The following is a 25,071-nucleotide window of genomic DNA, read 5'->3' as shown; positions in this document are numbered from 1 at the left end:
AATGGAACGTTTTATCGAAAATGCAATGTATGCCTCACGCTGGCTGCTGGCGCCGATCTACTTCGGATTGTCCCTGGGCCTGCTGGCACTGGCATTGAAGTTTTTCCAGGAAGTTTTCCACGTTATTCCCAATGTGTTCTCCATGGCCGAGTCCGACCTGATCCTGGTGCTGCTGTCGCTGATCGACATGGCGCTGGTGGGTGGCCTGCTGGTGATGGTGATGATTTCCGGCTACGAAAATTTCGTGTCGCAGCTGGACATCGATGAGGACAAGGAAAAGCTCAGCTGGCTGGGCAAGATGGATTCTTCGTCGCTGAAGATGAAAGTGGCGGCGTCCATCGTCGCGATCTCCTCGATCCACCTGCTGCGGGTGTTCATGGACGCCAAGAACACCCCCACCGAGTACCTGCTGTGGTACGTGGTGATCCACATGACCTTCGTGATCTCGGCATTTGCCATGGGGTACCTGGACAAGCTGACCAAGCACTGACCGCCCCCTGCCCACCGGACACCTGCCGCCCGGCCGTTGCGAAACGGACGGGCGGCGTTGTTTGTGGCTTGTGCTTTTTCCGGGCGGGGCATATGCCTGTAGGGGTCATGGCTTTCAATTGCACGAGGTGCGCTCATGAACCTGCAGGAAATGAATGCCTACGCCATTGCCGGAAAAGTCGATGAGTTGAACCTGATTTCGCTGGAAGGCGGAATCTACCTGCTTGAGGCGCGCATGCACGGGGCTGCATACCCGTTGAGCGACGCCCATGGGCAGATGTTTCATCTGCGTTCGGTGGAGCATGCCCGTGAAGTGCTGCAGTCGTTTCCCAAGCTGCCGTTCAACCTGATCCACACCTCGGTACATGACGAGATGTGCGGGTTGTCTGCCAGCGCCGAGGAAAGCCTCAAGGTGCCGATCACCCTGCACTCCGGCTGGTAGCGCCGGGGTTGCGCTGATTGTCGCCGGACTTCTGTGCTAGTCTGCTCGCCCTTTTGGTTCCGGGCGCTCCGGAAGGTGCTGTGTTTCCACGGCCTTTCCCGAGCCGTCCGCACAGCGGAGCAGTGTCATGTCCGAAGTAAATCTGTCCACCGACGAAACCCGCGTCAGCTACGGCATCGGCCGTCAGCTGGGCGACCAACTGCGTGACAACCCGCCACCGGGCGTGAGCCTGGATGCAATCCTGGCCGGCCTGACCGACGCTTTCGCCGGTAAGCCAAGCCGTGTGGGTCAGGAAGAAATGTCTGCCAGCTTCAAGGTCATCCGCGAAATCATGCAGGCTGAAGCCGCTGCCAAGGCCGAAGCGGCTGCCGGTGCCGGTCTGGCATTCCTGGCGGAAAACGCCAAGCGTGAAGGCATCACCACCCTGGCTTCCGGCCTGCAGTTCGAAGTGCTGACCCAGGGCGAAGGCGCCAAGCCATCCCGTGAAGACAGCGTTCGCACTCACTACCACGGCACCCTGATCGACGGCACTGTGTTCGACAGCTCCTACGAGCGCGGCCAGCCTGCCGAATTCCCGGTTGGCGGCGTGATCGCTGGCTGGACCGAAGCGCTGCAACTGATGAACGCCGGTAGCAAATGGCGTCTGTACGTGCCGAGCGAACTGGCTTACGGCGCACAAGGCGTGGGCAGCATCCCGCCGCACAGCGTCCTGGTGTTCGACGTCGAGCTGCTGGACGTTCTGTAACCCCTGTAGGAGCCAGCTTGCTGGCGATGAAGGCTGCGCACTCGCGGTCTGCTCATCGCCGGCAAGCTTGCCCCTTGATCGGCTTAGGTTTCATAGACGGATTTTTGCGCCCAGGCTTTGACCATCGGTACCGGTCGGCCGCAAGGCTCTGGCGTAGCAGAACAAAAACAGGTTGCGCACCAATTCCTTGAGTACCAGCGGTTCGCTGGAGCTCAGGCCGTTCAGGTCCAGATCTCCCTGGTCCTGCAGCTCGTTCAGGGCTTCCTCTTCCAGTACCGCACAGACTTCCCCGGTTTCCCGATGCAGGATTCGCAGGTAAGGGTGTGGGCGGTCCAGCCAGGCATCAATCAAATAAGTCATGGTCGTCATCTCCTTGAATGGGGTTCAATGAGAATAATTCTTATTCAATGAATAGCAAGTGCCTATTGGCGGTTTCTGCTTTTTTCTGTGCAGAAATTGTTTTCGATCAAATCGACTGGCTTTCTGCTAGTAAGGTTGCGGGATGACCGAGTGGGGAGGGGCGTAGGGGGGACCCTCTCGCGGCGGGCGCGAGAGGGGGGGGACTCAGACCTTGCGGACGAACTCGGACTTGAGTTTCATCGGGCCGATACCGTCGATCTTGCAGTCGATGTCGTGGTCGCCATCGCACAGGCGGATGTTCTTGACCTTGGTGCCGACCTTGACCACCAGCGAGGTGCCCTTGACCTTGAGGTCCTTGATCACGGTAATGGTGTCGCCGTCTTGCAGCACGTTGCCCACCGAATCTTTCTTCACGGCTTCATCGGATACGGCTTCGGCTTCACCGCTGGCGGACCACTCGTGGGCGCACTCAGGGCAGATCAGCTGGGTGCCGTCCTCGTAGGTGTATTCGGAATTGCATTTTGGGCAGGGTGGCAAAGTGCTCACTTAAGCTCCTCAAAGTCAGGATGGCTAAAAAGCGCACATTGTATAGGGTTTTGTGGGCGAGAGGGGATGAAGGGGGGGCAGGGCAACGAGCCGGCTCCTGTGATGAGCAGGAGCCGGGCTGTTTAGTGGGTGCGGGCGACGGCGAATTCGCTCAGTTCCACTAGGGCATCGCGGTACTCGCTCGGTGGCAGGGCTTCCAGGCAAGTGATGGCGCGCGCAACGTAATCGCGGGCCAGTTGTGCGGTGTAGTCCAGGGAACCCGAGGCCTCGACGGCGGCACGGATGCTTTCCAGATCTTCGATGCCGCCTTTCTGGATCGCCTGGCGAACCAGGGCTGCCTGTTCCGGTGTGCCTTCGCGCATGGTGTAGATCAGCGGCAGCGTCGGCTTGCCTTCTGCCAGATCGTCACCGACGTTCTTGCCCAGGGTCTCGGCATCGCCGCGGTAGTCCAGCAGGTCGTCCACCAGTTGGAAGGCCACGCCCAGATGGTCGCCAAAGGTGCGCAGGGCCTCGGCCTGTTCCTCGGTGGCGCCGGCCAGTGCGGCGGCGCTGTGGGTCGAGGCTTCGAAGAGCATCGCGGTCTTGCCGCGGATGACTTCCATGTAGGTTTCTTCGGTGGTGCTGGCGTCACGCACCTTGGAGAGCTGCAGGACTTCGCCTTCGGCGATGATCCGGGTGGCCTGGGACAGGATGCGCATGACCGGCATCGAGCCGAGCTCGACCATCATTTCGAACGAGCGCGAGTACAGGAAGTCGCCCACCAGTACGCTGGGAGCGTTGCCCCACATGGCGTTGGCGGTTGAGCGGCCACGGCGCATGCCGGACATGTCGACCACGTCGTCATGCAGCAGAGTGGCGGTGTGCAGGAATTCGATGGTGGCGGCCAGCAGGCGCAGGTCGTCGCCTTCGCGGCCCAGGGCCTTGCCGCACAGCAGCACCAATAAAGGACGCAGGCGCTTGCCTCCGGCCGAGGTGATGTAATCGCCGATTTTGGAAACCAGCGGAACTCGGGAGGTCAGCTGTTTCTTGATGATGCCGTCGACGGCGCTAAAATCGTCCGCCACCGCGCGGTAGAAAGCTTGGGGTTGCATCAGCGACAGGTGCTCCAGAAGGGTTGCGCGGCATGCTAGGACCCACGTCCGCGGGTGTCAAGGCGCGGTCCCGCACGGCTAAAGCCCCGACGGGCTGTAATTTGTCAGGGTAAAACACTGGGGTATAGTCGCGTGCTGCCATTAAACCCTGGTTTCAGGGGGTTAGGTCCCCGGCGCCAGGGCTGGCAGCGTTGTCCGACGTGGCCTGAACGGCACTTGCAAGGCCATGGAGCCTTGCGTACAATCGCGCACCCTGAACTTCCTGGGCAGCACCTGCCTTACGCAATTGCACTTGGGCCGTTCCAGCCCCATGCAGCCATGCCAGCCAATACCTCTTCTTATAAAGAGCTGGGTGAGCAGGATTATCGGAGAAATACCATGTACGCAGTAATCGTTACCGGCGGTAAGCAATACAAGGTCGCTGAAGGTGAATACCTGAAGATCGAAAAACTGGAAGTCGCTACTGGCGAATCCGTGACTTTTGACCGCGTTCTGTTGGTCGCCAACGGCGACGACGTGAACATCGGCGCACCTGTTGTTGCTGGCGCAACCGTCAAGGCTGAAGTGATCTCCCAAGGTCGTCACGATAAAGTCCGCATCATCAAGTTCCGTCGCCGTAAGCACCACATGAAGCGTATGGGCCACCGCCAGTGGTTCACCGAGATCAAAATCACCGGTATTCAGGCTTAATTTCAGCCTAATTCCTCACTAGGAGAATTGAACTCATGGCACACAAAAAAGCTGGTGGTAGTACCCGTAACGGTCGCGACTCAGAAGCCAAACGCCTTGGCGTGAAGATGTATGGCGGCCAGGTCATCAAGGCCGGCAACATCATCGTGCGTCAGCGCGGCACCCAATTCCACGCTGGCTACGGCGTTGGCATGGGTAAAGATCACACCCTGTTCGCGAAAATCGAAGGCGTGATCAAGTTTGAAGTAAAAGGCGCCTTCGGTCGTCGTTACGTGAGCGTCGTCGCAGCTTAATTGCGCGATCGCTGGAAAAGCCCTGTCTCGCGACGGGGCTTTTTCGTTTGTGGGATGAGTCTCTTGCAAAACTGTTTGTACGAGCTGCCAGCGTTGGATGTTTCGGTCGTTGATTGAGGTCGCTGCGCTCATTTTTGCAAGAGTCTTATGTCTTAGTGCTTTTCAGCTCGCCCGTGTGGCGAGAGGCGTTTGAACATGAAGTTTGTTGATGAAGTATCGATTCGAGTAAAGGCTGGCGACGGCGGCAATGGTTGCATGAGTTTCCGTCGGGAAAAGTTCATCGAAAACGGTGGTCCCAACGGTGGTGATGGTGGTGATGGTGGCTCGATCTACATGGTCGCCGACGAAAACCTCAATACCCTGGTGGACTACCGCTACACCCGGCATTTCGATGCCGAGCGCGGTTCCAATGGTGGCAGCACCGACTGCACTGGCAAGAAGGGTGAGGATCTGGAGCTGCGGGTTCCGGTCGGTACCACGATCATCGATGCCGGCACCCAGGAAGTCATTGGCGACCTGACCAAGGCTGGCCAGCGGTTGATGGTGGTGCAGGGCGGCTGGCACGGTTTGGGCAACACCCGTTTCAAGTCCAGTACCAACCGTGCGCCGCGCCAGACCACTCCGGGCAAGCCGGGTGAGCAGCGTGATCTCAAGCTGGAGCTGAAGGTGTTGGCGGACGTGGGTCTGCTGGGCTTGCCGAATGCGGGTAAAAGTACCTTTATCCGCTCGGTGTCCGCGGCCAAGCCGAAGGTGGCCGATTACCCGTTCACCACCCTGGTGCCGAACCTGGGTGTGGTCAGCGTCGATCGCTGGAAGAGCTTCGTGATCGCCGATATTCCGGGTCTGATCGAGGGTGCTTCCGATGGTGCCGGCCTGGGGATTCGCTTCCTCAAGCACCTGGCGCGTACGCGCATCCTGCTGCACCTGGTGGACATGGCGCCGCTGGATGAAAGCAGCCCGGCGGATGCGGCAGAGGTGATTGTCAATGAGTTGATGAAGTTCAGCCCGTCCCTGGCCGAGCGCGAGCGCTGGCTGGTGCTGAACAAGTCCGATCAGATCCTCGAGGAAGAGCGTGAAGAGCGGGTCAAGGAAATCGTTGATCGCCTGGAGTGGACGGGGCCGGTATACGTGATCTCGGCCATCTCCAGGGATGGTACCGAGCGCCTGAGCCGCGACATCATGCGTTACCTGGAGGATCGTGCCGATCGCCTGGCAGCCGACCCTGCCTATGCCGACGAGTTGGCTGAGCTGGATCAGCGCATCGAAGACGAGGCGCGTGCCCAGTTGCAAGCCCTCGACGATCAGCGTGCTCTGCGCCGCAGTGGCGTGAAGAGTGTCCATGACATCGGTGATGATGACTGGGACGAAGAAGACGTTGACGATGAAGATGGTCCGGAAATCATTTACGTCCGCGACTGATTCGGCAGGAGCGGGCTTGCCCCGCGAAGACGGTTTATCTGGCAGGGTGCGGTGTTATCATCGCAGCCAAGCCAGCTTCCAAGGCGCCGCTCATTTGAGCGGCGTTTTGGTGTCTGCAGGATACAAATACGAATAACCCCATGAGTGGCGCTCGGTCGCGTCGCTCGCTGGCAAAGGTTGAATAAGATGCGGAGCAAGGTGACAGGTGCGCAGCGCTGGGTCGTTAAGATCGGCAGTGCGCTGCTGACGGCGGACGGCAAGGGGCTGGATCGCACGGCAATGGGTGTGTGGGTGGAGCAGATGGTGGCCTTGCATGAGGCCGGCGTCGAGCTGGTACTGGTTTCCTCCGGTGCTGTAGCGGCCGGCATGAGCCGCCTGGGCTGGACCGCACGACCGAGTGCGATGCATGAGTTGCAGGCCGCTGCGGCCATCGGCCAGATGGGGCTGGTGCAGGCCTGGGAGTCGAGCTTTGCCGAGCATGGCCGACATACTGCACAGATTCTCCTGACCCATGACGACCTCTCCGATCGCAAGCGCTACCTCAATGCTCGCAGTACCTTGCGTGCCCTGGTGGAGCTCAAGGTGATCCCGGTGATCAACGAGAACGACACCGTGGTGACCGACGAGATCCGCTTTGGCGACAACGATACTCTGGCGGCGCTGGTGGCCAACCTGGTTGAGGCTGATCTGCTGGTGATTCTTACCGACCGTGACGGCATGTTCGATGCCGACCCGCGTAACAATCCTGATGCCCAGCTGATCTATGAGGCGCGGGCCGACGACCCGGCGCTGGATGCGGTGGCCGGTGGTACGGGCGGTGCGCTGGGGCGTGGCGGCATGCAGACCAAGTTGCGTGCGGCGCGGCTGGCTGCGCGTTCCGGGGCGCATACGATCATCGTTGGTGGGCGTCTGGATCGCGTGCTGGACCGCCTCAAGGCTGGCGAGCGCATCGGCACCTTGCTGTCGCCGGAGCGCGGCATGCTGGCGGCGCGCAAGCAGTGGCTGGCCGGGCATCTGCAGACCCGCGGCACCCTGGTGCTGGATGAGGGGGCGGTGTCGGCTCTGTCCCAGGGTAACAAGAGTCTGTTGCCGGTGGGGGTCAAGCAGGTCCAGGGTGGTTTCCGGCGTGGTGAGATGGTGGTGTGCGTAGCGCCGGATGGTCGTGAGATTGCTCGTGGCCTGGCCAACTACAGTGCGCTTGAGGCGCAGAAGATCATTGGTCAGCCGTCCGACGCTATTGTCGGTGTCCTGGGGTATATGGCGGAGCCTGAACTGGTACACCGCGATAACCTGATTCTGGTGTAAGTGGCGTAAGGAAAAGCGTATGCGCGTAGCAAAAGGATTGTTGGGCTTGCTCTTGGCGATGCCGTTCATGGCTTCGGCCGAGGAGATTGGCCAGGTGTCCACGGTGTTCAAGTTTGTCGGGCCGAATGACCGGATCGTGGTCGAGGCGTTCGATGATCCCAAGGTCGATGGGGTGACGTGCTATCTGTCGCGAGCCAAGACGGGTGGGCTCAAGGGTGGCCTGGGCCTGGCGGAAGATCGTGCGGAGGCCTCCATTGCCTGTCGTCAGGTGGGGCCTATTGCGTTCAAGGGTGAGCTCAAGGATGGCGACGAGGTATTCAAGGAGCGCACCTCGCTGGTATTCAAGACCATGCAGGTGGTGCGTTTCCTGGATAAGAAGCGCAATACCCTGGTGTACCTGGTCTACAGCGATCGCCTGATCGAGGGCAGTCCGCAGAATGCGGTGACGGCTATCCCGATCCTGCCCTGGCCGCACCCGTAACGGAGTTTCTCCTGGCATGCTGGCCCTCTGTTGAAGGCGGGGCTGGTTTGCCGGGTGGGTAAATCGCGGGCAATAAAAAACCGACCCTTGGGTCGGTTTTTTAACAAGCGTGTCGCTTAGGCTGCAGCAGCAAGGTTCAGAGCCTTGATGTGGCCATTCAGACGACCTTTATGGCGAGCAGCCTTGTTCTTGTGGATGATGCCTTTATCGGCCATGCGGTCGATAACTGGCACAGCCAGAACATAAGCAGCTTGCGCTTTTTCAGCGTCTTTTGCGTCGATGGCTTTAACTACATTCTTGATGTAGGTACGAACCATGGAACGCAGGCTGGCGTTGTGGCTGCGACGCTTCTCAGCCTGTTTTGCACGTTTTTTGGCGGAAGGTGAGTTGGCCACCGTCGAGCTCCTCGAAAGACTTTTTGGGAAATAGCAAACAAAATAGGCCGCGAATCATGCCGATGAGTTGAAGTCTTGTCAAGGGCGGGTGATGCGTTCCGCTGAGTGGTCGATCTGAAGAGGCGGGATATTTATTTCCGGCGCTTGACCTGTAAACTCGCGAGCTTTGGCTCTGTGCTGTTGCGGCGCGGAGTATCGCATAAGTGGGTGTCTTTTCGCCTGCTGTTTATCTACAAGGCGCAAAACCTTTTCATGAACCTGCTCAAGTCGTTGGCCGCCGTCAGCTCTATCACGATGCTTTCCCGGATACTGGGGTTTGTGCGTGACACCATCATCGCGCGCACTTTCGGTGCCGGGATGGCCACCGATGCCTTCTTCATTGCCTTCAAGCTGCCCAACCTGCTGCGGCGCATCTTTGCCGAAGGAGCGTTCTCCCAGGCGTTCGTGCCGATCCTGGCGGAATACAAGAGCCAGCAGGGGGAAGAGGCGACCCGTACCTTCATTGCCTATGTCTCGGGTCTGCTGACCCTGGTCCTGGCGCTGGTGACGGCTTTGGGCATCATCGCCGCGCCCTGGGTGATCTGGGCCACGGCACCGGGGTTCGTCGACTCTCCGGAAAAGTTCGCCCTGACCTCTGACCTGTTGCGGGTGACCTTTCCTTATATATTGCTGATCTCGCTGTCGTCTCTGGCCGGGGCAATCCTCAATACCTGGAATCGTTTCTCGGTGCCGGCCTTCGTGCCGACCCTGCTCAACGTCAGCATGATCATTTTTGCGGTGTTTCTGACGCCGTATTTCGATCCGCCAGTGATGGCTCTGGGCTGGGCGGTACTGGCTGGCGGCCTGGCGCAGTTGCTGTATCAGCTGCCGCACCTGAAGAAGATCGGCATGCTGGTGCTGCCACGCCTGAACCTGCGGGATACCGGGGTCTGGCGGGTGATGAAGCAGATGCTGCCGGCGATTCTCGGGGTTTCGGTGAGCCAGATCTCGTTGATCATCAACACCATCTTCGCCTCTTTCCTGGTAGCCGGTTCGGTGTCGTGGATGTATTACGCCGACCGCCTGATGGAGCTGCCGTCCGGTGTGCTGGGGGTGGCGCTGGGCACCATTCTTCTGCCGACCCTGGCCAAGACCTACGCCAGCAAGGACCGCCACGAGTATTCGCGGATTCTCGATTGGGGCCTGCGCCTGTGTTTCATCCTGGTGCTGCCGTGCTCCCTGGCCCTGGGTATCCTCGCCGAGCCGCTGACCGTGTCACTGTTCCAATACGGTGAGTTCAGTGCCTTCGATGCGTCCATGACCCAGCGTGCGCTGGTGGCTTATGCCGTGGGTTTGCTGGGGATCATCGTGATCAAGGTGCTGGCGCCGGGCTTCTATGCGCAGCAGAACATTCGTACACCGGTGAAAATCGCCATCTTTACGCTGATCGTCACCCAACTGCTGAACCTGGCCTTTATCGGCCCCCTGAAACACGCGGGCCTGGCCCTGGCCATCAGCGCCGGGGCCTGTATCAACGCCGGACTGCTGTTCTACCAGTTGCGCAAGCAGCAGATGTTCCAGCCGCTGCCGGGGTGGGGGCGGTTCACCTTGAAGTTGCTGTTGGCGGTAGCGGTCATGTCCGCGGTATTGCTGGGCCTGATGCATTTCATGCCGGCCTGGGATCAAGGCCACATGCTCCAGCGGTTCCTGCGCCTGGGCGTGCTGGTGGTGGCTGGGGTGGTGGCATATTTCGGCATGCTGGCGCTGCTGGGCTTCCGTTTGCGCGACTTCAATCGCAAAGCCTTGAACTGACGGCTGTTTAGTCGCCAGGGCAGGGCAGGCATCGGTTTTGTCGGATCAACCACATTGGGTGCGGTGCTGCCTGTCGTCGGCCGCCGGGTGTGGTTATAATCGACCACTTTATGAGCAAGAAGCGCGTTATGCAGCTGGTTCGAGGCCTCCACAATCTGCGCCCCCAGCATCGGGGCTGCGTCGCCACTATTGGCAACTTTGACGGTGTTCACCGTGGTCACCAGGCTATCCTGGGCCGGCTGCGCGAACGTGCGCTCGAGTTGGGCGTGCCCAGCTGCGTGGTGATTTTCGAGCCCCAGCCGCGAGAATTCTTTGCCCCTGAGACGGCTCCGGCGCGTCTGGCCCGCCTGCGGGACAAGCTGCAGTTGCTGGCTGACGCCGGTGTCGACCGGGTGCTGTGCCTGGCCTTCAACCAGCGCCTGAGCAAACTCAGCGCCAGCGAGTTCGTCGAGCGAATCCTGGTGGATGGCCTGGGTGTACAGCACCTGGAAGTGGGTGATGACTTCCGCTTCGGTTGCGACCGGGTCGGTGATTTTGACTTCTTGCAGCAGGCCGGAGCCACCCACGGCTTTACCGTGGAGGCGGCGCAGACCGTCGAGCTCGACGGCCTGCGGGTGAGTAGTACCCAGGTCCGCAATGCCCTGGCCGCCGCCGATTTCGATCTGGCCGAGCGCCTGCTGGGTCGCCCGTACCGCATTGCCGGGCGGGTGTTGCACGGCCAGAAACTGGCGCGCCAGTTGGGTACGCCCACTGCCAATGTGCAGTTGAAGCGCCGTCGCGTGCCGCTTTCCGGGGTGTACCTGGTGAGCGTCGAGCTCGATGGCAGGACCTGGCCCGGCGTCGCCAATATCGGCGTGCGGCCCACGGTTGCAGGTGATGGCAAGGCCCACCTGGAAGTACATCTTTTAGATTTTGCCGGCGATCTGTATGACCGGCGTTTGACGGTGGTTTTCCACCACAAGCTGCGTGAAGAGCAGCGTTTCGCCTCCCTGGAGGCGTTGAAGACGGCGATCAATGCGGATGTTGCCGCCGCCCGTGCCCAAGTGGCACGTATCCATAGCGCCAATCGCTAATGAAGAGCCTTAAATGACCGACTATAAAGCCACGTTAAACCTTCCGGACACCGCCTTCCCAATGAAGGCCGGCCTGCCTCAGCGCGAACCACAGATTCTGCAGCGTTGGGACAGCATTGGCCTGTACGGAAAGTTGCGCGAGATTGGCAAGGATCGTCCCAAGTTCGTACTGCACGACGGTCCTCCCTATGCCAACGGCTCGATTCACATCGGTCATGCGGTCAACAAGATTCTCAAGGACATGATCATCCGCTCGAAAACCCTGGCGGGTTTCGACGCGCCTTACGTTCCTGGCTGGGACTGCCACGGTCTACCGATCGAGCACAAGGTCGAGGTGACCCACGGCAAGAACCTGTCCTCGGACCAGACCCGCGAGCTGTGCCGCGCCTACGCTTCCGAGCAGATCGAAGGGCAGAAGGCCGAGTTCATCCGCCTGGGTGTGCTGGGCGACTGGGCCAATCCCTACAAGACCATGAACTTCGCCAACGAGGCCGGCGAGATCCGTGCCCTGGCGGAAATGGTCAAGGGCGGCTTCGTGTTCAAGGGCCTGAAGCCGGTGAACTGGTGCTTCGACTGCGGCTCGGCCCTGGCTGAAGCAGAAGTCGAGTATCAGGACAAGAAGTCCGCGACCATCGACGTGGCCTTCCCGGTCGCCGACGAAGCCAAGCTGGCCGGCGCCTTCGGCCTGGCCAAGCTGGCCAAGCCTGCTGCCATCGTGATCTGGACCACCACCCCCTGGACCATCCCGGCCAACCAGGCGCTGAACGTACACCCCGAGTTCAACTATGCCCTGGTCGACACCGGCGCACGCCTGCTGGTGCTGGCCGAAGAGCTGGTGGAATCCTGCCTGGCCCGCTACAACCTGGAAGGCTCGGTGATTGCCACGGCTCCAGGTTCGGCCCTGGAACTGATCAATTTCCGTCATCCGTTCTACGATCGTCTGTCGCCGGTGTATCTGGCCGAATACGTGGAGCTGGGTGCCGGCACTGGCGTGGTTCACTCGGCCCCGGCCTATGGTGAAGACGACTTCGTGACCTGCAAGCGTTATGGCATGGTCAACGACGACATCCTCAACCCGGTGCAGAGCAACGGTGTCTACGCGACATCGCTGGAGTTCTTCGGCGGCCAGTTCATCTGGAAGGCCAACCCGGCCATTGTCGACAAGCTGAGCGAAGTCGGTGCGCTGCTGCACACCGAAACCATCAGCCACAGCTACATGCACTGCTGGCGCCACAAGACCCCGCTGATCTATCGCGCCACCGCGCAGTGGTTCGTCGGCATGGACAAGCAGCCGGAAGCCGGCGACACCCTGCGCCAACGCGCCCTGCAAGCCATCGAAGACACCCAGTTCGTACCGGCCTGGGGCCAGGCACGCCTGCACTCGATGATCGCCAACCGCCCGGACTGGTGCATCTCCCGCCAGCGCAACTGGGGTGTGCCGATCCCGTTCTTCCTGAACAAGGAAAGCGGCGACCTGCACCCACGCACTGTCGAGCTGATGGAAGAAGTGGCCCAGCGCGTCGAGCAGGAAGGCATCGAGGCCTGGTTCAAGATGGACGCCGCTGAGCTGCTGGGCGACGAAGCCGCCCAGTACGACAAGATCAGCGACACCCTGGACGTCTGGTTCGACTCCGGCACCACTCACTGGCACGTGCTGCGCGGTTCGCACCCCATGGGCCACGAAAGCGGTCCGCGGGCCGACCTGTACCTGGAGGGCTCCGACCAGCACCGTGGCTGGTTCCACTCGTCCCTGCTCACCGGTTGCGCCATCGACAACCACGCGCCGTACCGCGAACTGTTGACCCACGGCTTCACCGTGGACGAGAACGGCCGCAAGATGTCCAAGTCCCTGGGCAACGTGATCGCGCCACAGAAGGTCAACGACACCCTGGGTGCCGACATCATGCGCCTGTGGGTCTCGGCCACCGACTACTCCGGCGAGATGGCGGTTTCCGATCAGATCCTGCAGCGCAGCGCCGACGCCTACCGGCGGATCCGCAACACTGCGCGTTTCCTGCTTTCCAACCTGAGCGGCTTCAACCCGGCCACCGACCTGCTGCCGGCCGAAGACATGCTGGCCCTGGACCGTTGGGCCGTGGACCGTACCTTGTTGCTGCAGCGCGAGCTGGAGCTGCACTACGGCGAATACCGCTTCTGGAACGTCTACTCCAAGGTGCACAACTTCTGCGTGCAGGAGTTGGGCGGCTTCTACCTCGACATCATCAAGGACCGCCAGTACACCACCGGCGCCAACAGCAAGGCGCGCCGTTCGGCGCAGACCGCGCTGTACCACATCTCCGAAGCGCTGGTGCGCTGGATCGCACCGATCCTGGCCTTCACCGCCGATGAGCTGTGGGAATACCTGCCGGGCGAGCGTAACGAATCCGTGATGCTCAACACCTGGTACGAAGGCCTGACCGAATTGCCCGCTGACTTCGAACTGGGCCGCGAGTACTGGGAAGGCGTGATGGCCGTAAAGGTTGCGGTGAACAAGGAGCTGGAAGTTCAGCGCGCGGCCAAGGCCGTCGGTGGCAACCTGCAAGCCGAAGTCACCCTGTTTGCCGAGGATGGCCTGGCCGCTGACCTGGCCAAGCTGAGCAACGAACTGCGTTTCGTGCTGATCACTTCGACCGCCAGCCTGGCCCCGTTTGCCCAGGCACCAGCGGACGCCGTGGCCACTGAAGTACCGGGCCTCAAGCTCAAAGTCGTCAAGTCGGCCTTCCCCAAGTGCGCCCGTTGCTGGCACTGCCGTGAAGACGTCGGCGTGCACCCTGAGCACCCGGAAATCTGCGGTCGTTGCGTAGACAACATCAGCGGAGCAGGCGAGGTCCGTCACTATGCCTAACGCCGCAGGCCGTTTCGGCCGTCTGGGCTGGCTGTGGTTGAGCGTGCTGGTCCTGGTCATCGACCAGGTCAGCAAGCTGCACTTCGAAAGTTCGCTGAGCATGTACCAGCAGATCGTGGTGATCCCGGATTACTTCAGCTGGACCCTGGCCTACAACACTGGCGCCGCCTTCAGCTTCCTCGCCGACGGCTCCGGCTGGCAGCGCTGGCTGTTCGCCCTGATCGCGATTGCGGTCAGTGCGGTGCTGGTAGTCTGGCTCAAGCGTCTGGGGCGCAATGAAACCTGGCTGGCCATCGCTCTGGCGCTGGTGCTGGGCGGGGCCCTGGGTAACCTGTACGACCGCATCGCCCTGGGCCATGTGATCGATTTCATCCTGGTGCACTGGCAGAACCGCTGGTACTTCCCGGCATTCAACTTCGCCGACAGTGCCATTACCGTTGGCGCGGTGATGCTGGCCCTGGATATGTTCAAGAGCAAGAAAACCGGAGAAGCCGTTCATGACTGAACAGGTATTGACTGAGCAACGCATCGGTCAGAACACGGAAGTCACTTTGCATTTCGCATTGCGCCTGGAGAACGGCGACACCGTAGACAGCACGTTCGACAAGGCCCCGGCGACCTTCAAGGTCGGCGATGGCAACCTGCTGCCAGGGTTCGAGGCGGCGCTGTTCGGCTTCAAGGCCGGCGACAAGCGCAACCTGACCATCGAACCGGAAAACGCCTTCGGCCAGCCCAACCCGCAGAACGTGCAGGTCATCCCGCGTTCGCAGTTCCAGGACATGGAGCTTTCGGAAGGCTTGCTGGTGATCTTCAACGATGCGGCGAACACCGAGTTGCCAGGTGTGGTCAAAACTTTCGATGACGCGCAGGTGACCATCGATTTCAACCACCCGCTGGCCGGCAAGACCTTGACCTTCGACGTTGAAATCATCGACGTCAAAGCGCTTTAAAAGCATCGCCGGCATGCCGTCTTCTATTATCCAGGAGCCGGCTGCCGGCGATCCGCTGTCTACAACGATCTAACTTCTTGCGCGCAAGACACGAGGCACAGCATGCAAATCAAACTCGCCAACCCCCGTGGCTTCTGCGCCGGCGTGGACCGGGCGATCGAAATCGTCAATCGCGCCCTGGAAGTCTTCGGGCCGCCGATCTACGTCCGGCATGAAGTGGTGCACAACAAATTTGTCGTCGAAGACCTGCGCAATCGTGGAGCGATCTTCGTCGAAGAGCTGGACCAGGTGCCGGATGATGTCATCGTCATCTTCAGCGCCCACGGTGTTTCCCAGGCGGTGCGCAGCGAGGCTGCAGGTCGTGGCCTCAAAGTGTTCGACGCCACCTGCCCGCTGGTGACCAAGGTGCATATCGAAGTGGCGCGTTACAGCCGCGACGGCCGTGAATGCATCCTGATCGGCCACGCTGGCCACCCCGAGGTCGAAGGCACCATGGGCCAGTACGACGCCAGCAATGGCGGCGCCATCTACCTGGTGGAAGACGAAAAGGATGTGGCCGAATTGCAGGTGCGCAACCCCGAGCGCCTGGCATTCGTGACCCAGACCACCTTGTCCATGGATGACACCAGCCGGGTGATCGATGCCTTGCGCACGCGCTTTCCGGCCATCGGCGGGCCACGCAAGGACGACATCTGCTACGCCACACAGAACCGTCAGGACGCGGTCAAGCAACTGGCCGACGAATGCGACGTGGTGCTGGTGGTCGGCAGCCCCAACAGCTCCAACTCCAACCGCCTGCGCGAGCTGGCCGAACGCATGGCCACCCCGGCCTACCTGATCGACGGTGCCGAAGACCTGCAGCGCAACTGGTTCGATGGTGTGGAGCGCATCGGCATTACCGCCGGCGCCTCGGCCCCGGAAGTGCTGGTGCGTGGCGTGATCCAGCAACTGCAGGCCTGGGGTGCCACCGGCGCCGATGAGCTGGCCGGCCGCGAAGAAAACATCACCTTCTCCATGCCCAAAGAGCTGCGGGTTCGCTCGCTGCTCTGATCAGCCGACGCCTGCACACAAGGCCTGCTCGGCGTTTTCGCTGCGCAGGCTGACCCTCCCGCTACGTGACAGCACCACTTGATGGCGGCTGTACTCCTGGCCTGCCTGGCAGACATGGAGTGTTCCGGCCTGGAAGGCGCCACTGGGCAGCAGCGGATGGCCCAGGGCACTGAAGCGCACGAAGTGCTGCACCGGGCGATTGCCCACGATCAATACCTGCCCACTGCCTTGGCGCTCGATCAGTTGCGGGTTGCGTGCGTCCTGGGCGCCCTTGCCGCTGATATCCAGGATGATCCTCCAGCCCCGGCTCCAGTCGTCCTCCAGACCATGGATCAGGACCGTGCGCTGGTGCAGGATCGCTGCCGCCCGGGCGTTGCGCAGGCCACTGGCGAGCATCTGCGCGGCGTCCTGCTGGCGATTGGAGCGCAGCAGCTCACTCATGGCGCTACCGGAAAGCGGCAGCAGCAGGGCCAGCAGAACCAGTGCGGTCAGCAGTTCAATCAGGCTGAAGCCTTTCTCATGCATGGGGTCTCCCTCCCTGGGGACGACGGTTTCACGCAATCCGTGCGTGTTCATTGAGCAAATGGCCAAAGCGCCGGTCTATGGAGGGTCCGGGCGCTTGCCTGTTATAGCCGATGACACTTCCAAGGCCGGCCATGAATTTGCATACAAAGGGTTTCACCTTGCTGGAATTGCTCGTCGCCCTGGCGATCGCGGCCCTTCTTCTGGGCCTGGTGGTGCCAGCCTATCGCGCCACCGTGCAGCGAGTGCGTGCCGACACCGAGATCAATCAACTACGCCAGGCCCTGGCTTACGCACGGTTGGAAGCGATCAATCGCCGCCAGAGGGTCGGGATTCGCCCGGCTGCCAAGGACGCTCCCTGGAACGGCGAATTGATGGTGTATGCGGGGCAGGACCCCGAAGGCAATGTATTGCGGGTTGTTCCAGCCATCAGTCCGGGGGCCACCCTGACGCTAACCTCAGATGACCACAGCATCGATTTCAATCGCCTCGGCGGCTTGGTGGCCAGTGATGCGCTGCACATCGTCTATGGACTGGACCAGCAGCGGCGGGTGATCAGTGTCTGTCTCAATGGGCGGGTGATAGCAGCGGAGAACTGCGGATGAACGTGCGGGATGCACAGGATGGCATGACCCTGATCGAGGTGCTGGTGGCGCTGTTGATACTGGCGGTGGGCCTGCTGGGTGCGGCGGCGGTGCAGATCAAGGCGCTGCAGTACACCGACAGCTCGCGGATGACCACCCAGGCCAGCTTTATCGCCTATGACATGCTCGACCGGATCCGCGCCAACGCCGCCGCCGACTACAGCGTGGCGATACCGGCAGAGGGCAACCCGGGCAATGTGCGGGATCAGGACCTGTACGACTTCGCCGCCAATATCGCGAGCTTCGCCGGCCCCAGCGGCAAGGGCAGCATCAGCGTCAAGCAGCATGTCTACACCATTCGCATCACCTGGGACGACTCCCGGGCCGAAGGCCGGGGGGGCAGCCTGCGGAGCCTGGAGCTCAGCAGCCGGGTTGCAGCGCAACCGGGAGGCTTGCCGTGAACCGGGCCGATAGTGGCTTCGGCCTGGTGGAGATGATGCTGGCACTGGCCTTGAGCCTGGTGCTGGTACTGGGGGTGGCCCAGGTATTCATTGCGGCGAAGAACACCTACCAGAGTCAGAGCGCTGCCGCCTACCTGCAGGAGGATGCTCGCTTTGTCCTGAGCAAGATGCTTCAGGAAATCCGCATGGTGGGGCTGTTCGGTTGCCTGCGGACCATCAGTGATGCCAGCACGGCACGGGAGTTCTCGCACTATGCGGCGACACCGATCCAATGGGACAACGCCGAGCAGAAACTGACCCTGATCACCGCCGATGTCGGGGACGATGGCGGTACGCCGACCTGGAGCGTGGTCAGCGACTGCCAGCGCAGCGCCGTAGCCTATTCAGGCGCTCATCGAGGGGCCGGCGCTGAGCAGGTGTTCGCCCTGCGCCGGCTGTTCTACAGCCTGAAGAATCGCCAGTTGCTGCTGGGCAGTGGCCTTGGCAAGCAGCAAGCGGTGCTGCTGGACAACGTCGAAGCCTTTGATGTGAGTTTCGGCATGGCCCGTTCGGCCACAGACATTGCCGCCTCCAGCTACAGTCGCAACCCGTTGGACCCGGAACGGATCCGCAGTGTGCGCTTGCGCCTGACCCTGGTCGACCCCCATGACCGCGTGCGCCCGCAGACCTATAGCGTGGTCGCGGCCCTGCGCAACAGGTTGCCCTGATGACGCGCTTGCGAGGTCGGGTTCCTCTCGGGCAGCGGGGCATGGCGTTGCTGGTCAGCCTGGTGTTCCTGTTGCTGCTGACCCTGATCGGGCTCTCGTCGCTGCAGAACGCCACCCTGCAGGAAAAAATGGCCGCCAGCCTGGCTCTGCACAACCGCGCATTCCAGGCCGCCGAAGCCGCGCTGCGGGTGGGGGAGAGTGCGGTGCAGCAGGATGATTTTCGCTTGCCGGTATGTGCCAGCCCTGCTCAGTGCGCGCCTCCCGCCGAATCAGCGCTGGTCAAGGCTCCTGGAGTCAATGCTGCTTCGGCGGTGCTGTGGATCGCTAGCGGCTCTGGCTTCTACGGGGTGCAGAACCTCGGTGTTTCACAGGATGCGGTGAATGTGCCGAGCAATACTCCAGCCACCTTGTATCGCGTGACCGCTGTCGGTCTGGCCGGGCAATCGCGCAGTGTGCTGGAGAGCATCTATGCCAAGTATTGATCGGGGCATGCGTCGGCCCGGCTGGCGAAGCCTGGGCGCGCTGCTGCTGAGCCTGTTGCCGGTGCCTCTAGCCATGGCGTTCAACCCTGCCAGCACCCCGCTTCTTGGTGCCGCGGCGGTGGCGCCGAACGTGATGCTGGTGCTGGATGACTCCCTGGGCATGAACAGCATTGTCCATGCCCGGGAGTTCGATCCGCTGCTCGCCCGGGCTGCGGTCTGGCGCTGTGCCGGAGTGGGGGGCGAGTGTGCTCGGGGTGAGCGGCTTGCAGGCCAGGCGATTGCCTTGTCCAGCCTCGGCGAGTCGGGGTGCCGGGCAGGCTTTCACAGCTTCCATGATCCCGAGCGTGGGGTGCGCTGCCTGAAGCTGCCGGACCCGGTTGGGGCGGGAAATACGCTGTACTCCGCGGACTACCTGTCCTGGCTACTGGCGCAGGCCAAGGGACGGGAGCGAGACTTCACTGACGGTTCCATTCCCAACGACTACCGGATGAATGTGGCTCGGCGGCTGGCCACGGCCCTGGTTACCCGGTATCGCTGGCTGCGCCTGGGGTTGGCCACCTTCAACCCGCCGGCCCCGGGTGATCCGGGCCCTGGGGGTTACATTGCCCGTCCCATCAGCGACCTGTCGGCCATTGAAGGCGCTGTGAGCCCGGTCCAGGCCGAGGCCAATTACCAGGCCCTGCTGGCGACAATCAACGGCCTCAAGGCCGGCGGTCATACGCCGTTGGCGGAAACCTACTACGAGATCACCCGCTACCTGCGCGGCATGGTGCCGTACTACAACCTTTCACCGGCGCTCTACAGCAGCCCCATTCAATACCGTTGCCAGAAGAACTACGGGGTGGTGATCAGTGCCGGCGCGGCGGATCACGATACTCAGTTCCCGCTCAACGACCCTTTGGGGGCGGGGCGCCTGCCCAACTGGGACGGGATCGGCAACGATGGTGGCGAGCGCGATGGGCAGACCCTGTTCCTCGATGACCTGGCCAAGTTCGCCTTCGATATCGACTTGCGTGGCCCAGGAGTGGATGAGGCCGGTAAAAGCTGGGCGGCGGTGGATTTCCCCCGTCAGTACCTGAATACCTTCACGGTGGGTTTCCAGGCCCACAATCCTCTGCTGATGGGCGCTGCGGACTACGGCCAGGGTGAGTATTTCCAGGCCCGCAGCAACCTTGAACGCGTGCTGGCAAGCGTTCTGGGCGAAGGCGTAGCCAGTGCCGTGACTGCCGGCAGTGGTGTACTGGATGCCGCCAGTGGTCGTTATTACCAGAGCCAGTACGACCCGGTCGATTGGCATGGCACGATCCGCGCCTACGGCATCGACAATCAGGGCCGAGTGGCTGTCGGTTCGCCGTTGTGGAGCAGCGATAGTGGCGTGGATGGTGCCGGCGCGGCGGTAATCCATGAGACCTGGAACACTGCCAGCCGGCGTCCGGTGAGCCTGGCCTACGGCAACTTGTCCACCGCTCAGCGTGGCGAACTTGAGCAGTCGTTGCCTGCAGGTGTCAGTGGCGCCGAGTTACTGCGCTGGAGCCAGGGCCGCTCCGTGAGCGGGCTCAGGGAGCGCCGCTATCAGTTGGGAGATATCGTCAATTCGCCGCTGGTGCTGGCAACTGCCGGGCAGCGCAGTGCTGTCGATGGGGCTGCCGGGGGCGACTACAGCCGCTACCTGGCACAGAAAGCCACGGCCATGGCGACGCGCTTGTTGGTGAACAGCAATGACGGGTTGTTCAATGTGCTGGACCCGGCCAGCGGTGAGCGCCTCTATGGCTACATGCCCTCCAGCGCGTTGGGCGCCCTGGCGCAGGTCGCCGATCCCGGTTATCGGCGGGGCGAGCGCCATCGCTATCTGGTGGATGGTCCCCTGGCGGTGTTCGATGGGCAGCGGGGCGGTGCCTGGCAAACCCTGGCCCTGGGGGGCGTCGGGGCGGGCGGCAAGAGTTTCTTTGCGGTGCGTCTGTTCGACGCCGTGCACGGCAATACGCCTGGCGCCTTGTGGGAAATCGGCGCTCCTCCCGAGCCGGACCGCAATCATCCTTTCAATGACCTGGGGTATGCCTATGCCCGCCCACAAGTAGCGCGCTTGGCCGATGGTCGCTGGGCGGCCTTCATCGGCAATGGCTACGGCAGCCATTCCGGGGTGGCAGCGCTGTATGTGGTGGACCTGAATGATGGCTCGCTGATTCGCGAGATCGCCATTGACGACCAGCCTGACAATGGCCTGTCGTCCGTCACCCTCAAGGTCAATGCACGCAATGAAGTGCAGGCGGCCTATGCGGGCGACCTCAAGGGGCGGCTGTGGAAATTCGAGCTGTCCGGCAACGATAGCGCCAGCTGGCATCTGGCATTTGCCGGGCAGCCCTTGTTCCGCACCGCGGGAGGCGCCAGCCAGCCGATCAGCGTACCGCCGCGCCTGCTCGATCATCCCCGTGGTGGCCAATTGGTGCTGTTCGGTACGGGCAAGCTCAACGAGACCCGGGACAAGCAAAGCCGGGCGCGCCAGGGATTCTATGGCGTGTGGGACGCCGAGGGCGGTCCTGGGGGCATTGGCGAAAGTCAGTTGCAGGTGCAGCACCTTGAGGCCGGGTTCAGCGCGGCGGCCGGCAGTTTCCTGCGCAGCACCCTCAACGAGGTGCGTTATCCGGCGCAGCGCGGCTGGTACCTGCCCCTGGTACAAGGTGGCCTGGCAGCCGGCGAGCGGGTGCTCAACGAGGCGACCCTGGTGGCCGGCAGGGTGGTGTTCAGCACCCTGCAACTGGAGCCCGACGACCCTTGTTCGAGTGCCGGCAGTGGGAAATTGATCGAGCTGGAGGCGTTCAGCGGTAAGATGCTCGACGCTGCGGTGCTCGACACCAATGGCGACGGGGTCGTGGATGACCAGGACCAGCCCTCCAGCGGCGTGCGCTACGTCGGCACCGTGCCCAGCCTTGGCGGAGTTGCCAGCAATGGCGCCCGCAAGATCATCAGTGACTCCAGGGGTGGCATCAGCACCCTGGTGGAAAGGCCCGGCGGTGGCAGCCGGCGCATCCTGTGGCGACAAATCCAGTAAGCGAGATTCTTGACCATGCGCAGATCCAACCAAGGTTTTACCCTGATCGAAATCATGATCGTGATTGCGATCATCGGTCTGGTCCTTACGTTGAGCCTTCCCAGCATCACCGAATACGTGAAAAAACCGCACCGCAGCGAAATCGCGGTACTGCTTACCGAGCAGGCACAGCAGCTTGAACGGCATTTCTCCAAGGCTGGGGTCTACAGCAACGCCCCGGACCTGAGCGCCGGCAATGAGTACTACAGCATTGCCGCAACCCTGACCGACACCGGCTTCTCCCTGACCGCGACCCCGAAGGACGATGGGCTGATGGCGGCGGATAAATGCGGCAGTTTCAGCATCGACCAGACCGGCGCGACCCGCATCAGCGGCCAGGCCGAAGGGCTGACCGCCAAGGATTGCTGGGGGCGCTGAGCACCTGATTCGGGCCGCGGCGCCCACTGTCTTTCTCATGATTGGATCGGACTATGGCTAAGCAACAGCAAGTGCTGGTGGTGGGCGGCGGGGTGATCGGCCTGCTCACCGCCTTCAATCTGGCGTCCCAGGGCCAGCAGGTACGGCTTCTGGAACGTTCGGACCTGGGGCGTGAATCGTCCTGGGCCGGTGGTGGGATCGTCTCGCCGCTTTACCCCTGGCGCTACAGCCCGGCGGTCACAGCCCTGGCGCACTGGTCGCAGGATTTCTACCCACAACTGGCCCAGCAACTGTTCAATGCCACCGGTGTCGACCCGCAAGTGCATGTCACCGGCCTCTACTGGCTGGACCTGGAGGATGAAGCCCAGGCCCTGGAGTGGGCCAAGCGTGAAGGCCGGCCGCTGAGTGCTGTGGATATCTCGGCGGTGTATGACGCGGTGCCGGTGCTGGGCAATGGTTTTCAACAGGCGATCTACATGGCCGATGTGGCCAACGTGCGCAACCCGCGCCTGGTCAAATCCCTGAAGGCGGCGTTACAGGCGTTGCCTAATGTGCAAATCGATGAGCAATGCACCGTCAGTGGTTTTATCCGCGAAGGCCAGCAAGTGGTGGGGGTCGATAGCTCGCTGGGCGAGGTTCGCGCTGATCAGGTGGTGCTCTGCGCGGGGGCCTGGAGTGGCGAACTGCTGGGCAGCCTGGGCCTGGAACTGCCGGTGGAGCCGGTGAAGGGGCAGATGATCCTCTACAAGTGTGCTGCCGACTTTCTGTCCTGCATGGTCCTGGCCAAGGGGCGCTATGCCATCCCGCGGCGCGATGGCCACATTCTGGTGGGCAGCACCCTGGAGCATGAAGGCTTCGACAAGACCCCGACCGTTTCGGCCCTGGAGAGCCTCAAGGCCTCCGCGGTCGAGCTGATTCCCGCCCTCGCCGAGGCCGAGGTGGTCGGGCACTGGGCCGGGCTGCGCCCGGGCTCTCCGGAAGGCATTCCCTACGTGGGGCCGGTTCCGGGCTTTGCTGGCCTGTGGCTCAACTGCGGGCACTACCGCAATGGCCTGGTGTTGGCGCCGGCCTCCTGCCAGCTGTTCTGCGACCTGCTGCTGGGGAACCCGCCGATCATCGACCCGGCGCCTTATGCGCCTGAAGGTCGGATCTAGTCCAGCCCGAGCTTCTTCATGCGGTAACGCATCGAACGAAACGACAGGCTCAGCCGCCGGGCCGCCGCCGTGCGGTTCCAGCGGGTTTCCTCCAGGGCCTGGAGCAGCAGCTGGCGCTCCACCTGTTGCAGGTGCAGCGCCAGGTCTAGCTGGGTGGCCGCCGCCGATGATCGGGCTTCAAGGCTGTCGGCTCTGGGCAACTGCAGGTCGTCTGTTTCTATCCAGCGTCCTTCGCATAGGGTCTGCGCCCGTTCCAGCAGGTTTTCCAGCTCTCGCACGTTGCCCGGAAAGTCATAGCGCTCCAGGGCTTGCAGGGCTTCGGGACGTAGCTGGACGGCAGGCTGTCCGCTGTCCCTGGCCAGGCGCTGCAGGACGTGCCCGGCCAGTGCGGGGATGTCGCCACGGCGCTCGCGCAACGCAGGGACTCGCAACTCGATGACGTTCAGGCGGTAGTAGAGGTCCTGGCGAAAGCGTCCGGTCTCTACCTCGTTTTTCAGGTCCTTGTGGGTGGCACAGAGAATCCGCACGTCGACGGTTTTTTCCTGTTGGCTGCCTACAGGGCGCACGGATTTTTCCTGCAAGGCTCGCAGCAGTTTTACTTGCATGGCCAGGGGCAGGTCGGCGACCTCATCAAGAAACAGGGTGCCGCCGTGGGCGGCCAGAAATAACCCGGGCTGATCGCTGACGGCGCCACTGAAGCTGCCTCTGCAATGGCCGAAGAGTTCACTCTCCATCAATTCGGAAGGAATCGCCCCGCAGTTGACCGGGACGAACGGGTATCGGGCCCTGGGGCCAAGCTGGTGGAGCAGGCGGGCGACCCGTTCCTTGCCACTGCCGGATTCACCGCTGATATAGACCGCCGCCAGGCTGTGGGCCAGCTTGTCGATGTGGCGACGCAGGGCATTCATGGGCGCCGAGTCTCCCAGCAATTGCCGGGCTGGGTCATCCGTTGCGCAGTCCGTGGCCTGCTTCAGGCTGGCACCTACCCAAGCGCGCAGTTGCTTGAGGTCCAGAGGCTTGTGCAGCAACTGGCAGGCTCCGGCCTGCAGGGCGCCCGCGCTGGCCTGTGCACAGGCGCCGTTGCTTAGCAGCGCCACAGGAAGGTTGGGGTGGGACTGGCGGATGTGCCGCAGCAGCTCCAGCCCGCTGCCGTCCGGTAGCTGCAGGTCGGTCAGGCACAGGTCAAAGCGCTCCCGGGCCAGGCGGCCACGGGCTTCCTGCAGGGTGCGCGCACTTTGGGTGTGCAAGCGCATTCGGCCCAGAGTGATCTCCACAAGGGCGCGGGTTTCCGTGGCGTCATCGACCACCAGCACCGATTGCCGTGGGTTCATGGCGGCTGCAGTTTTCATCCGTGAGTGAGGAGCGGGCGACAGTGCTCGCCCGATGGGCGTGAACTCAAGTCTAGGCCCGACGGGGTAGCGGCGCAGGGGATGGGCCACTGGTCATCCTGCCGGGCATCCTGAAGGTGCGCGTCGTCGGGACGTTGTGGTGCCCATGGATGGGGGGCTACAGCGCTCTGCCCGAGAGCGAAACGGCGAGTGGGCGCCAACAGGCTATTTTGTCGCCAATTGTTCGGCCGGGGTTGGCACTTGGGCCTTCCCGTTCCTGGGTAGAGGTTCGAAGCCTGGGAGAGGCGAGGGAGGAAGGGGGCGACGAGCCGGTTCATGCGCTGACCAAGGCCTGGAATAGTCCGTGTCAGACGCCATTTTTCGCCCCCGAGTTCCTTGCCT

General features: G+C 62.2%; 27 protein-coding genes. 21 read left to right on the top strand and 6 right to left on the bottom strand.

Going from position 1 to position 25,071, the window contains the following annotated elements:
- The first annotated feature begins 1 nt into the window (after position 1).
- The 3 genes from KI242_RS27150 (at position 2) to KI242_RS27140 (ending at position 1,676) form a co-directional block, all read left to right on the top strand.
- A complete protein-coding gene (locus tag KI242_RS27150; protein WP_015637095.1) occupies positions 2-490 on the top strand; it encodes a TIGR00645 family protein in 489 nt (162 codons plus the stop codon).
- A 135-nt stretch (positions 491-625) separates the two neighbouring features.
- Positions 626-931: a DUF6482 family protein gene (locus KI242_RS27145; protein WP_011063559.1), complete on the top strand. Its 306-nt coding sequence runs from the start codon at positions 626-628 to the stop codon at positions 929-931.
- A 127-nt stretch (positions 932-1,058) separates the two neighbouring features.
- On the top strand, positions 1,059-1,676 hold the full coding sequence (locus tag KI242_RS27140) for an FKBP-type peptidyl-prolyl cis-trans isomerase (protein WP_007924751.1): 618 nt from the start codon (positions 1,059-1,061) through the stop codon (positions 1,674-1,676).
- Positions 1,677-1,766: 90 nt separating this feature from the next.
- Here KI242_RS27140 and KI242_RS27135 read toward each other — a convergent pair whose 3' ends face one another.
- From KI242_RS27135 to KI242_RS27125, 3 genes are all read right to left on the bottom strand, one after another.
- Positions 1,767-2,036: a hypothetical protein gene (locus tag KI242_RS27135; protein ID WP_011063558.1), complete on the bottom strand. Its 270-nt coding sequence runs from the start codon at positions 2,034-2,036 to the stop codon at positions 1,767-1,769.
- Between the two features lie 204 nt (positions 2,037-2,240).
- Positions 2,241-2,582: a zinc ribbon domain-containing protein YjdM gene (locus tag KI242_RS27130; protein WP_011063557.1), complete on the bottom strand. Its 342-nt coding sequence runs from the start codon at positions 2,580-2,582 to the stop codon at positions 2,241-2,243.
- A 122-nt stretch (positions 2,583-2,704) separates the two neighbouring features.
- Positions 2,705-3,673 (bottom strand): polyprenyl synthetase family protein, encoded by a 969-nt coding sequence (locus KI242_RS27125; RefSeq protein ID WP_011063556.1) that lies wholly within the window; start codon positions 3,671-3,673, stop codon positions 2,705-2,707.
- A gap of 378 nt (positions 3,674-4,051) precedes the next feature.
- Between KI242_RS27125 and rplU the strand changes: the two genes are divergently transcribed.
- From rplU to KI242_RS27100, 5 genes are all read left to right on the top strand, one after another.
- On the top strand, positions 4,052-4,363 hold the full coding sequence (gene rplU / locus KI242_RS27120) for a 50S ribosomal protein L21 (protein ID WP_003228361.1): 312 nt from the start codon (positions 4,052-4,054) through the stop codon (positions 4,361-4,363).
- Positions 4,364-4,398: 35 nt separating this feature from the next.
- Entirely contained in the window at positions 4,399-4,656 is a 258-nt protein-coding gene (rpmA, locus tag KI242_RS27115) for a 50S ribosomal protein L27 (RefSeq protein WP_003228360.1), read from the top strand.
- A 195-nt stretch (positions 4,657-4,851) separates the two neighbouring features.
- Positions 4,852-6,075, top strand: coding sequence for an Obg family GTPase CgtA (cgtA, locus tag KI242_RS27110; RefSeq protein WP_212805702.1), 1,224 nt, complete (start codon positions 4,852-4,854; stop codon positions 6,073-6,075).
- A gap of 186 nt (positions 6,076-6,261) precedes the next feature.
- Positions 6,262-7,380 carry a glutamate 5-kinase gene (gene proB / locus KI242_RS27105; protein WP_011063553.1) on the top strand — a complete coding sequence of 373 codons (1,119 nt, stop codon included), beginning with the start codon at positions 6,262-6,264 and terminating at the stop codon, positions 7,378-7,380.
- Positions 7,381-7,399: 19 nt separating this feature from the next.
- Positions 7,400-7,861 (top strand): CreA family protein, encoded by a 462-nt coding sequence (locus KI242_RS27100; RefSeq protein WP_011063552.1) that lies wholly within the window; start codon positions 7,400-7,402, stop codon positions 7,859-7,861.
- Positions 7,862-7,977: 116 nt separating this feature from the next.
- On the opposite strand, the gene rpsT is transcribed toward KI242_RS27100, so the two are convergent.
- A complete protein-coding gene (gene rpsT, locus KI242_RS27095) occupies positions 7,978-8,256 on the bottom strand; it encodes a 30S ribosomal protein S20 (protein WP_007924739.1) in 279 nt (92 codons plus the stop codon).
- 252 nt (positions 8,257-8,508) lie between these two features.
- Here rpsT and murJ point away from each other — a divergent pair, with 252 nt between their 5' ends.
- From murJ to ispH, 6 genes are all read left to right on the top strand, one after another.
- Positions 8,509-10,047 carry a murein biosynthesis integral membrane protein MurJ gene (murJ, locus tag KI242_RS27090; protein ID WP_011063551.1) on the top strand — a complete coding sequence of 513 codons (1,539 nt, stop codon included), beginning with the start codon at positions 8,509-8,511 and terminating at the stop codon, positions 10,045-10,047.
- 128 nt (positions 10,048-10,175) lie between these two features.
- On the top strand, positions 10,176-11,120 hold the full coding sequence (gene ribF, locus KI242_RS27085) for a bifunctional riboflavin kinase/FAD synthetase (RefSeq protein ID WP_011063550.1): 945 nt from the start codon (positions 10,176-10,178) through the stop codon (positions 11,118-11,120).
- 13 nt (positions 11,121-11,133) lie between these two features.
- A complete protein-coding gene (gene ileS / locus KI242_RS27080; protein WP_103408137.1) occupies positions 11,134-13,965 on the top strand; it encodes an isoleucine--tRNA ligase in 2,832 nt (943 codons plus the stop codon).
- On the top strand, positions 13,958-14,470 hold the full coding sequence (lspA, locus tag KI242_RS27075) for a signal peptidase II (protein WP_011063548.1): 513 nt from the start codon (positions 13,958-13,960) through the stop codon (positions 14,468-14,470). The genes ileS and lspA overlap by 8 nt, the downstream gene beginning before the upstream one ends.
- Positions 14,463-14,915 carry an FKBP-type peptidyl-prolyl cis-trans isomerase gene (fkpB, locus tag KI242_RS27070; protein ID WP_011063547.1) on the top strand — a complete coding sequence of 151 codons (453 nt, stop codon included), beginning with the start codon at positions 14,463-14,465 and terminating at the stop codon, positions 14,913-14,915. Before lspA ends, fkpB begins: the two co-directional genes overlap by 8 nt.
- Before the next feature lie 102 nt (positions 14,916-15,017).
- Positions 15,018-15,965: a 4-hydroxy-3-methylbut-2-enyl diphosphate reductase gene (gene ispH / locus KI242_RS27065; protein ID WP_212805701.1), complete on the top strand. Its 948-nt coding sequence runs from the start codon at positions 15,018-15,020 to the stop codon at positions 15,963-15,965.
- Here ispH and KI242_RS27060 read toward each other — a convergent pair whose 3' ends face one another.
- Positions 15,966-16,490, bottom strand: coding sequence for a GspH/FimT family protein (locus KI242_RS27060; RefSeq protein WP_072452997.1), 525 nt, complete (start codon positions 16,488-16,490; stop codon positions 15,966-15,968).
- 131 nt (positions 16,491-16,621) lie between these two features.
- Here KI242_RS27060 and KI242_RS27055 point away from each other — a divergent pair, with 131 nt between their 5' ends.
- From KI242_RS27055 to thiO, 7 genes are read left to right on the top strand one after another with little or no spacing between them, the layout of a single operon-like run.
- Entirely contained in the window at positions 16,622-17,092 is a 471-nt protein-coding gene (locus KI242_RS27055) for a GspH/FimT family protein (RefSeq protein WP_212805700.1), read from the top strand.
- Positions 17,089-17,532, top strand: a complete 444-nt coding sequence (pilV, locus tag KI242_RS27050) for a type IV pilus modification protein PilV (RefSeq protein ID WP_072444995.1) — start codon at positions 17,089-17,091, stop codon at positions 17,530-17,532. Before KI242_RS27055 ends, pilV begins: the two co-directional genes overlap by 4 nt.
- On the top strand, positions 17,529-18,239 hold the full coding sequence (locus tag KI242_RS27045; protein WP_015637087.1) for a prepilin-type N-terminal cleavage/methylation domain-containing protein: 711 nt from the start codon (positions 17,529-17,531) through the stop codon (positions 18,237-18,239). Before pilV ends, KI242_RS27045 begins: the two co-directional genes overlap by 4 nt.
- Positions 18,239-18,721 (top strand): PilX N-terminal domain-containing pilus assembly protein, encoded by a 483-nt coding sequence (locus KI242_RS27040; RefSeq protein ID WP_233447094.1) that lies wholly within the window; start codon positions 18,239-18,241, stop codon positions 18,719-18,721. Before KI242_RS27045 ends, KI242_RS27040 begins: the two co-directional genes overlap by 1 nt.
- The gene (locus tag KI242_RS27035; RefSeq protein ID WP_212805699.1) at positions 18,708-21,770 is read left to right on the top strand and encodes a PilC/PilY family type IV pilus protein; all 3,063 of its coding nucleotides are present in this window, start codon (positions 18,708-18,710) and stop codon (positions 21,768-21,770) included. Before KI242_RS27040 ends, KI242_RS27035 begins: the two co-directional genes overlap by 14 nt.
- Positions 21,771-21,785: 15 nt before the next feature.
- The gene (locus KI242_RS27030) at positions 21,786-22,187 is read left to right on the top strand and encodes a type IV pilin protein (RefSeq protein WP_015637084.1); all 402 of its coding nucleotides are present in this window, start codon (positions 21,786-21,788) and stop codon (positions 22,185-22,187) included.
- A 53-nt stretch (positions 22,188-22,240) separates the two neighbouring features.
- Positions 22,241-23,341, top strand: a complete 1,101-nt coding sequence (gene thiO, locus KI242_RS27025) for a glycine oxidase ThiO (protein WP_212805698.1) — start codon at positions 22,241-22,243, stop codon at positions 23,339-23,341.
- On the opposite strand, the gene KI242_RS27020 is transcribed toward thiO, so the two are convergent.
- Entirely contained in the window at positions 23,338-24,672 is a 1,335-nt protein-coding gene (locus tag KI242_RS27020; RefSeq protein WP_212805697.1) for a sigma-54 dependent transcriptional regulator, read from the bottom strand. The genes thiO and KI242_RS27020 overlap by 4 nt on opposite strands.
- Between the last annotated feature and the right edge of the window lie 399 nt (positions 24,673-25,071).

It is taken from the genome of Pseudomonas sp. Eqa60, assembly GCF_018326405.1.
Classification (GTDB): domain Bacteria; phylum Pseudomonadota; class Gammaproteobacteria; order Pseudomonadales; family Pseudomonadaceae; genus Aquipseudomonas; species Aquipseudomonas protegens.
Note: the sequence above shows the minus strand (reverse complement) of the source record. Positions and strands in the feature narration are given on the sequence as shown.

Coding starts and splice junctions, on each gene's coding strand:
- thiO (WP_212805698.1), top strand. CDS start 22,241: ATGGCTAAGCAACAGCAAGTGCTGGTGGTGGGCGGCGGGGTGATCGGC.
- ispH (WP_212805701.1), top strand. CDS start 15,018: ATGCAAATCAAACTCGCCAACCCCCGTGGCTTCTGCGCCGGCGTGGAC.
- KI242_RS27030 (WP_015637084.1), top strand. CDS start 21,786: ATGCGCAGATCCAACCAAGGTTTTACCCTGATCGAAATCATGATCGTG.
- proB (WP_011063553.1), top strand. CDS start 6,262: ATGCGGAGCAAGGTGACAGGTGCGCAGCGCTGGGTCGTTAAGATCGGC.
- KI242_RS27035 (WP_212805699.1), top strand. CDS start 18,708: ATGCCAAGTATTGATCGGGGCATGCGTCGGCCCGGCTGGCGAAGCCTG.
- rpmA (WP_003228360.1), top strand. CDS start 4,399: ATGGCACACAAAAAAGCTGGTGGTAGTACCCGTAACGGTCGCGACTCA.
- KI242_RS27125 (WP_011063556.1), bottom strand. CDS start 3,673: ATGCAACCCCAAGCTTTCTACCGCGCGGTGGCGGACGATTTTAGCGCC.
- ribF (WP_011063550.1), top strand. CDS start 10,176: ATGCAGCTGGTTCGAGGCCTCCACAATCTGCGCCCCCAGCATCGGGGC.
- ileS (WP_103408137.1), top strand. CDS start 11,134: ATGACCGACTATAAAGCCACGTTAAACCTTCCGGACACCGCCTTCCCA.
- cgtA (WP_212805702.1), top strand. CDS start 4,852: ATGAAGTTTGTTGATGAAGTATCGATTCGAGTAAAGGCTGGCGACGGC.
- KI242_RS27060 (WP_072452997.1), bottom strand. CDS start 16,490: ATGCATGAGAAAGGCTTCAGCCTGATTGAACTGCTGACCGCACTGGTT.
- fkpB (WP_011063547.1), top strand. CDS start 14,463: ATGACTGAACAGGTATTGACTGAGCAACGCATCGGTCAGAACACGGAA.
- KI242_RS27150 (WP_015637095.1), top strand. CDS start 2: ATGGAACGTTTTATCGAAAATGCAATGTATGCCTCACGCTGGCTGCTG.
- rplU (WP_003228361.1), top strand. CDS start 4,052: ATGTACGCAGTAATCGTTACCGGCGGTAAGCAATACAAGGTCGCTGAA.
- murJ (WP_011063551.1), top strand. CDS start 8,509: ATGAACCTGCTCAAGTCGTTGGCCGCCGTCAGCTCTATCACGATGCTT.
- KI242_RS27140 (WP_007924751.1), top strand. CDS start 1,059: ATGTCCGAAGTAAATCTGTCCACCGACGAAACCCGCGTCAGCTACGGC.
- KI242_RS27145 (WP_011063559.1), top strand. CDS start 626: ATGAACCTGCAGGAAATGAATGCCTACGCCATTGCCGGAAAAGTCGAT.
- lspA (WP_011063548.1), top strand. CDS start 13,958: ATGCCTAACGCCGCAGGCCGTTTCGGCCGTCTGGGCTGGCTGTGGTTG.
- pilV (WP_072444995.1), top strand. CDS start 17,089: ATGAACGTGCGGGATGCACAGGATGGCATGACCCTGATCGAGGTGCTG.
- KI242_RS27135 (WP_011063558.1), bottom strand. CDS start 2,036: ATGACTTATTTGATTGATGCCTGGCTGGACCGCCCACACCCTTACCTG.
- KI242_RS27055 (WP_212805700.1), top strand. CDS start 16,622: ATGAATTTGCATACAAAGGGTTTCACCTTGCTGGAATTGCTCGTCGCC.
- KI242_RS27020 (WP_212805697.1), bottom strand. CDS start 24,672: ATGAACCCACGGCAATCGGTGCTGGTGGTCGATGACGCCACGGAAACC.
- KI242_RS27040 (WP_233447094.1), top strand. CDS start 18,239: ATGACGCGCTTGCGAGGTCGGGTTCCTCTCGGGCAGCGGGGCATGGCG.
- KI242_RS27100 (WP_011063552.1), top strand. CDS start 7,400: ATGCGCGTAGCAAAAGGATTGTTGGGCTTGCTCTTGGCGATGCCGTTC.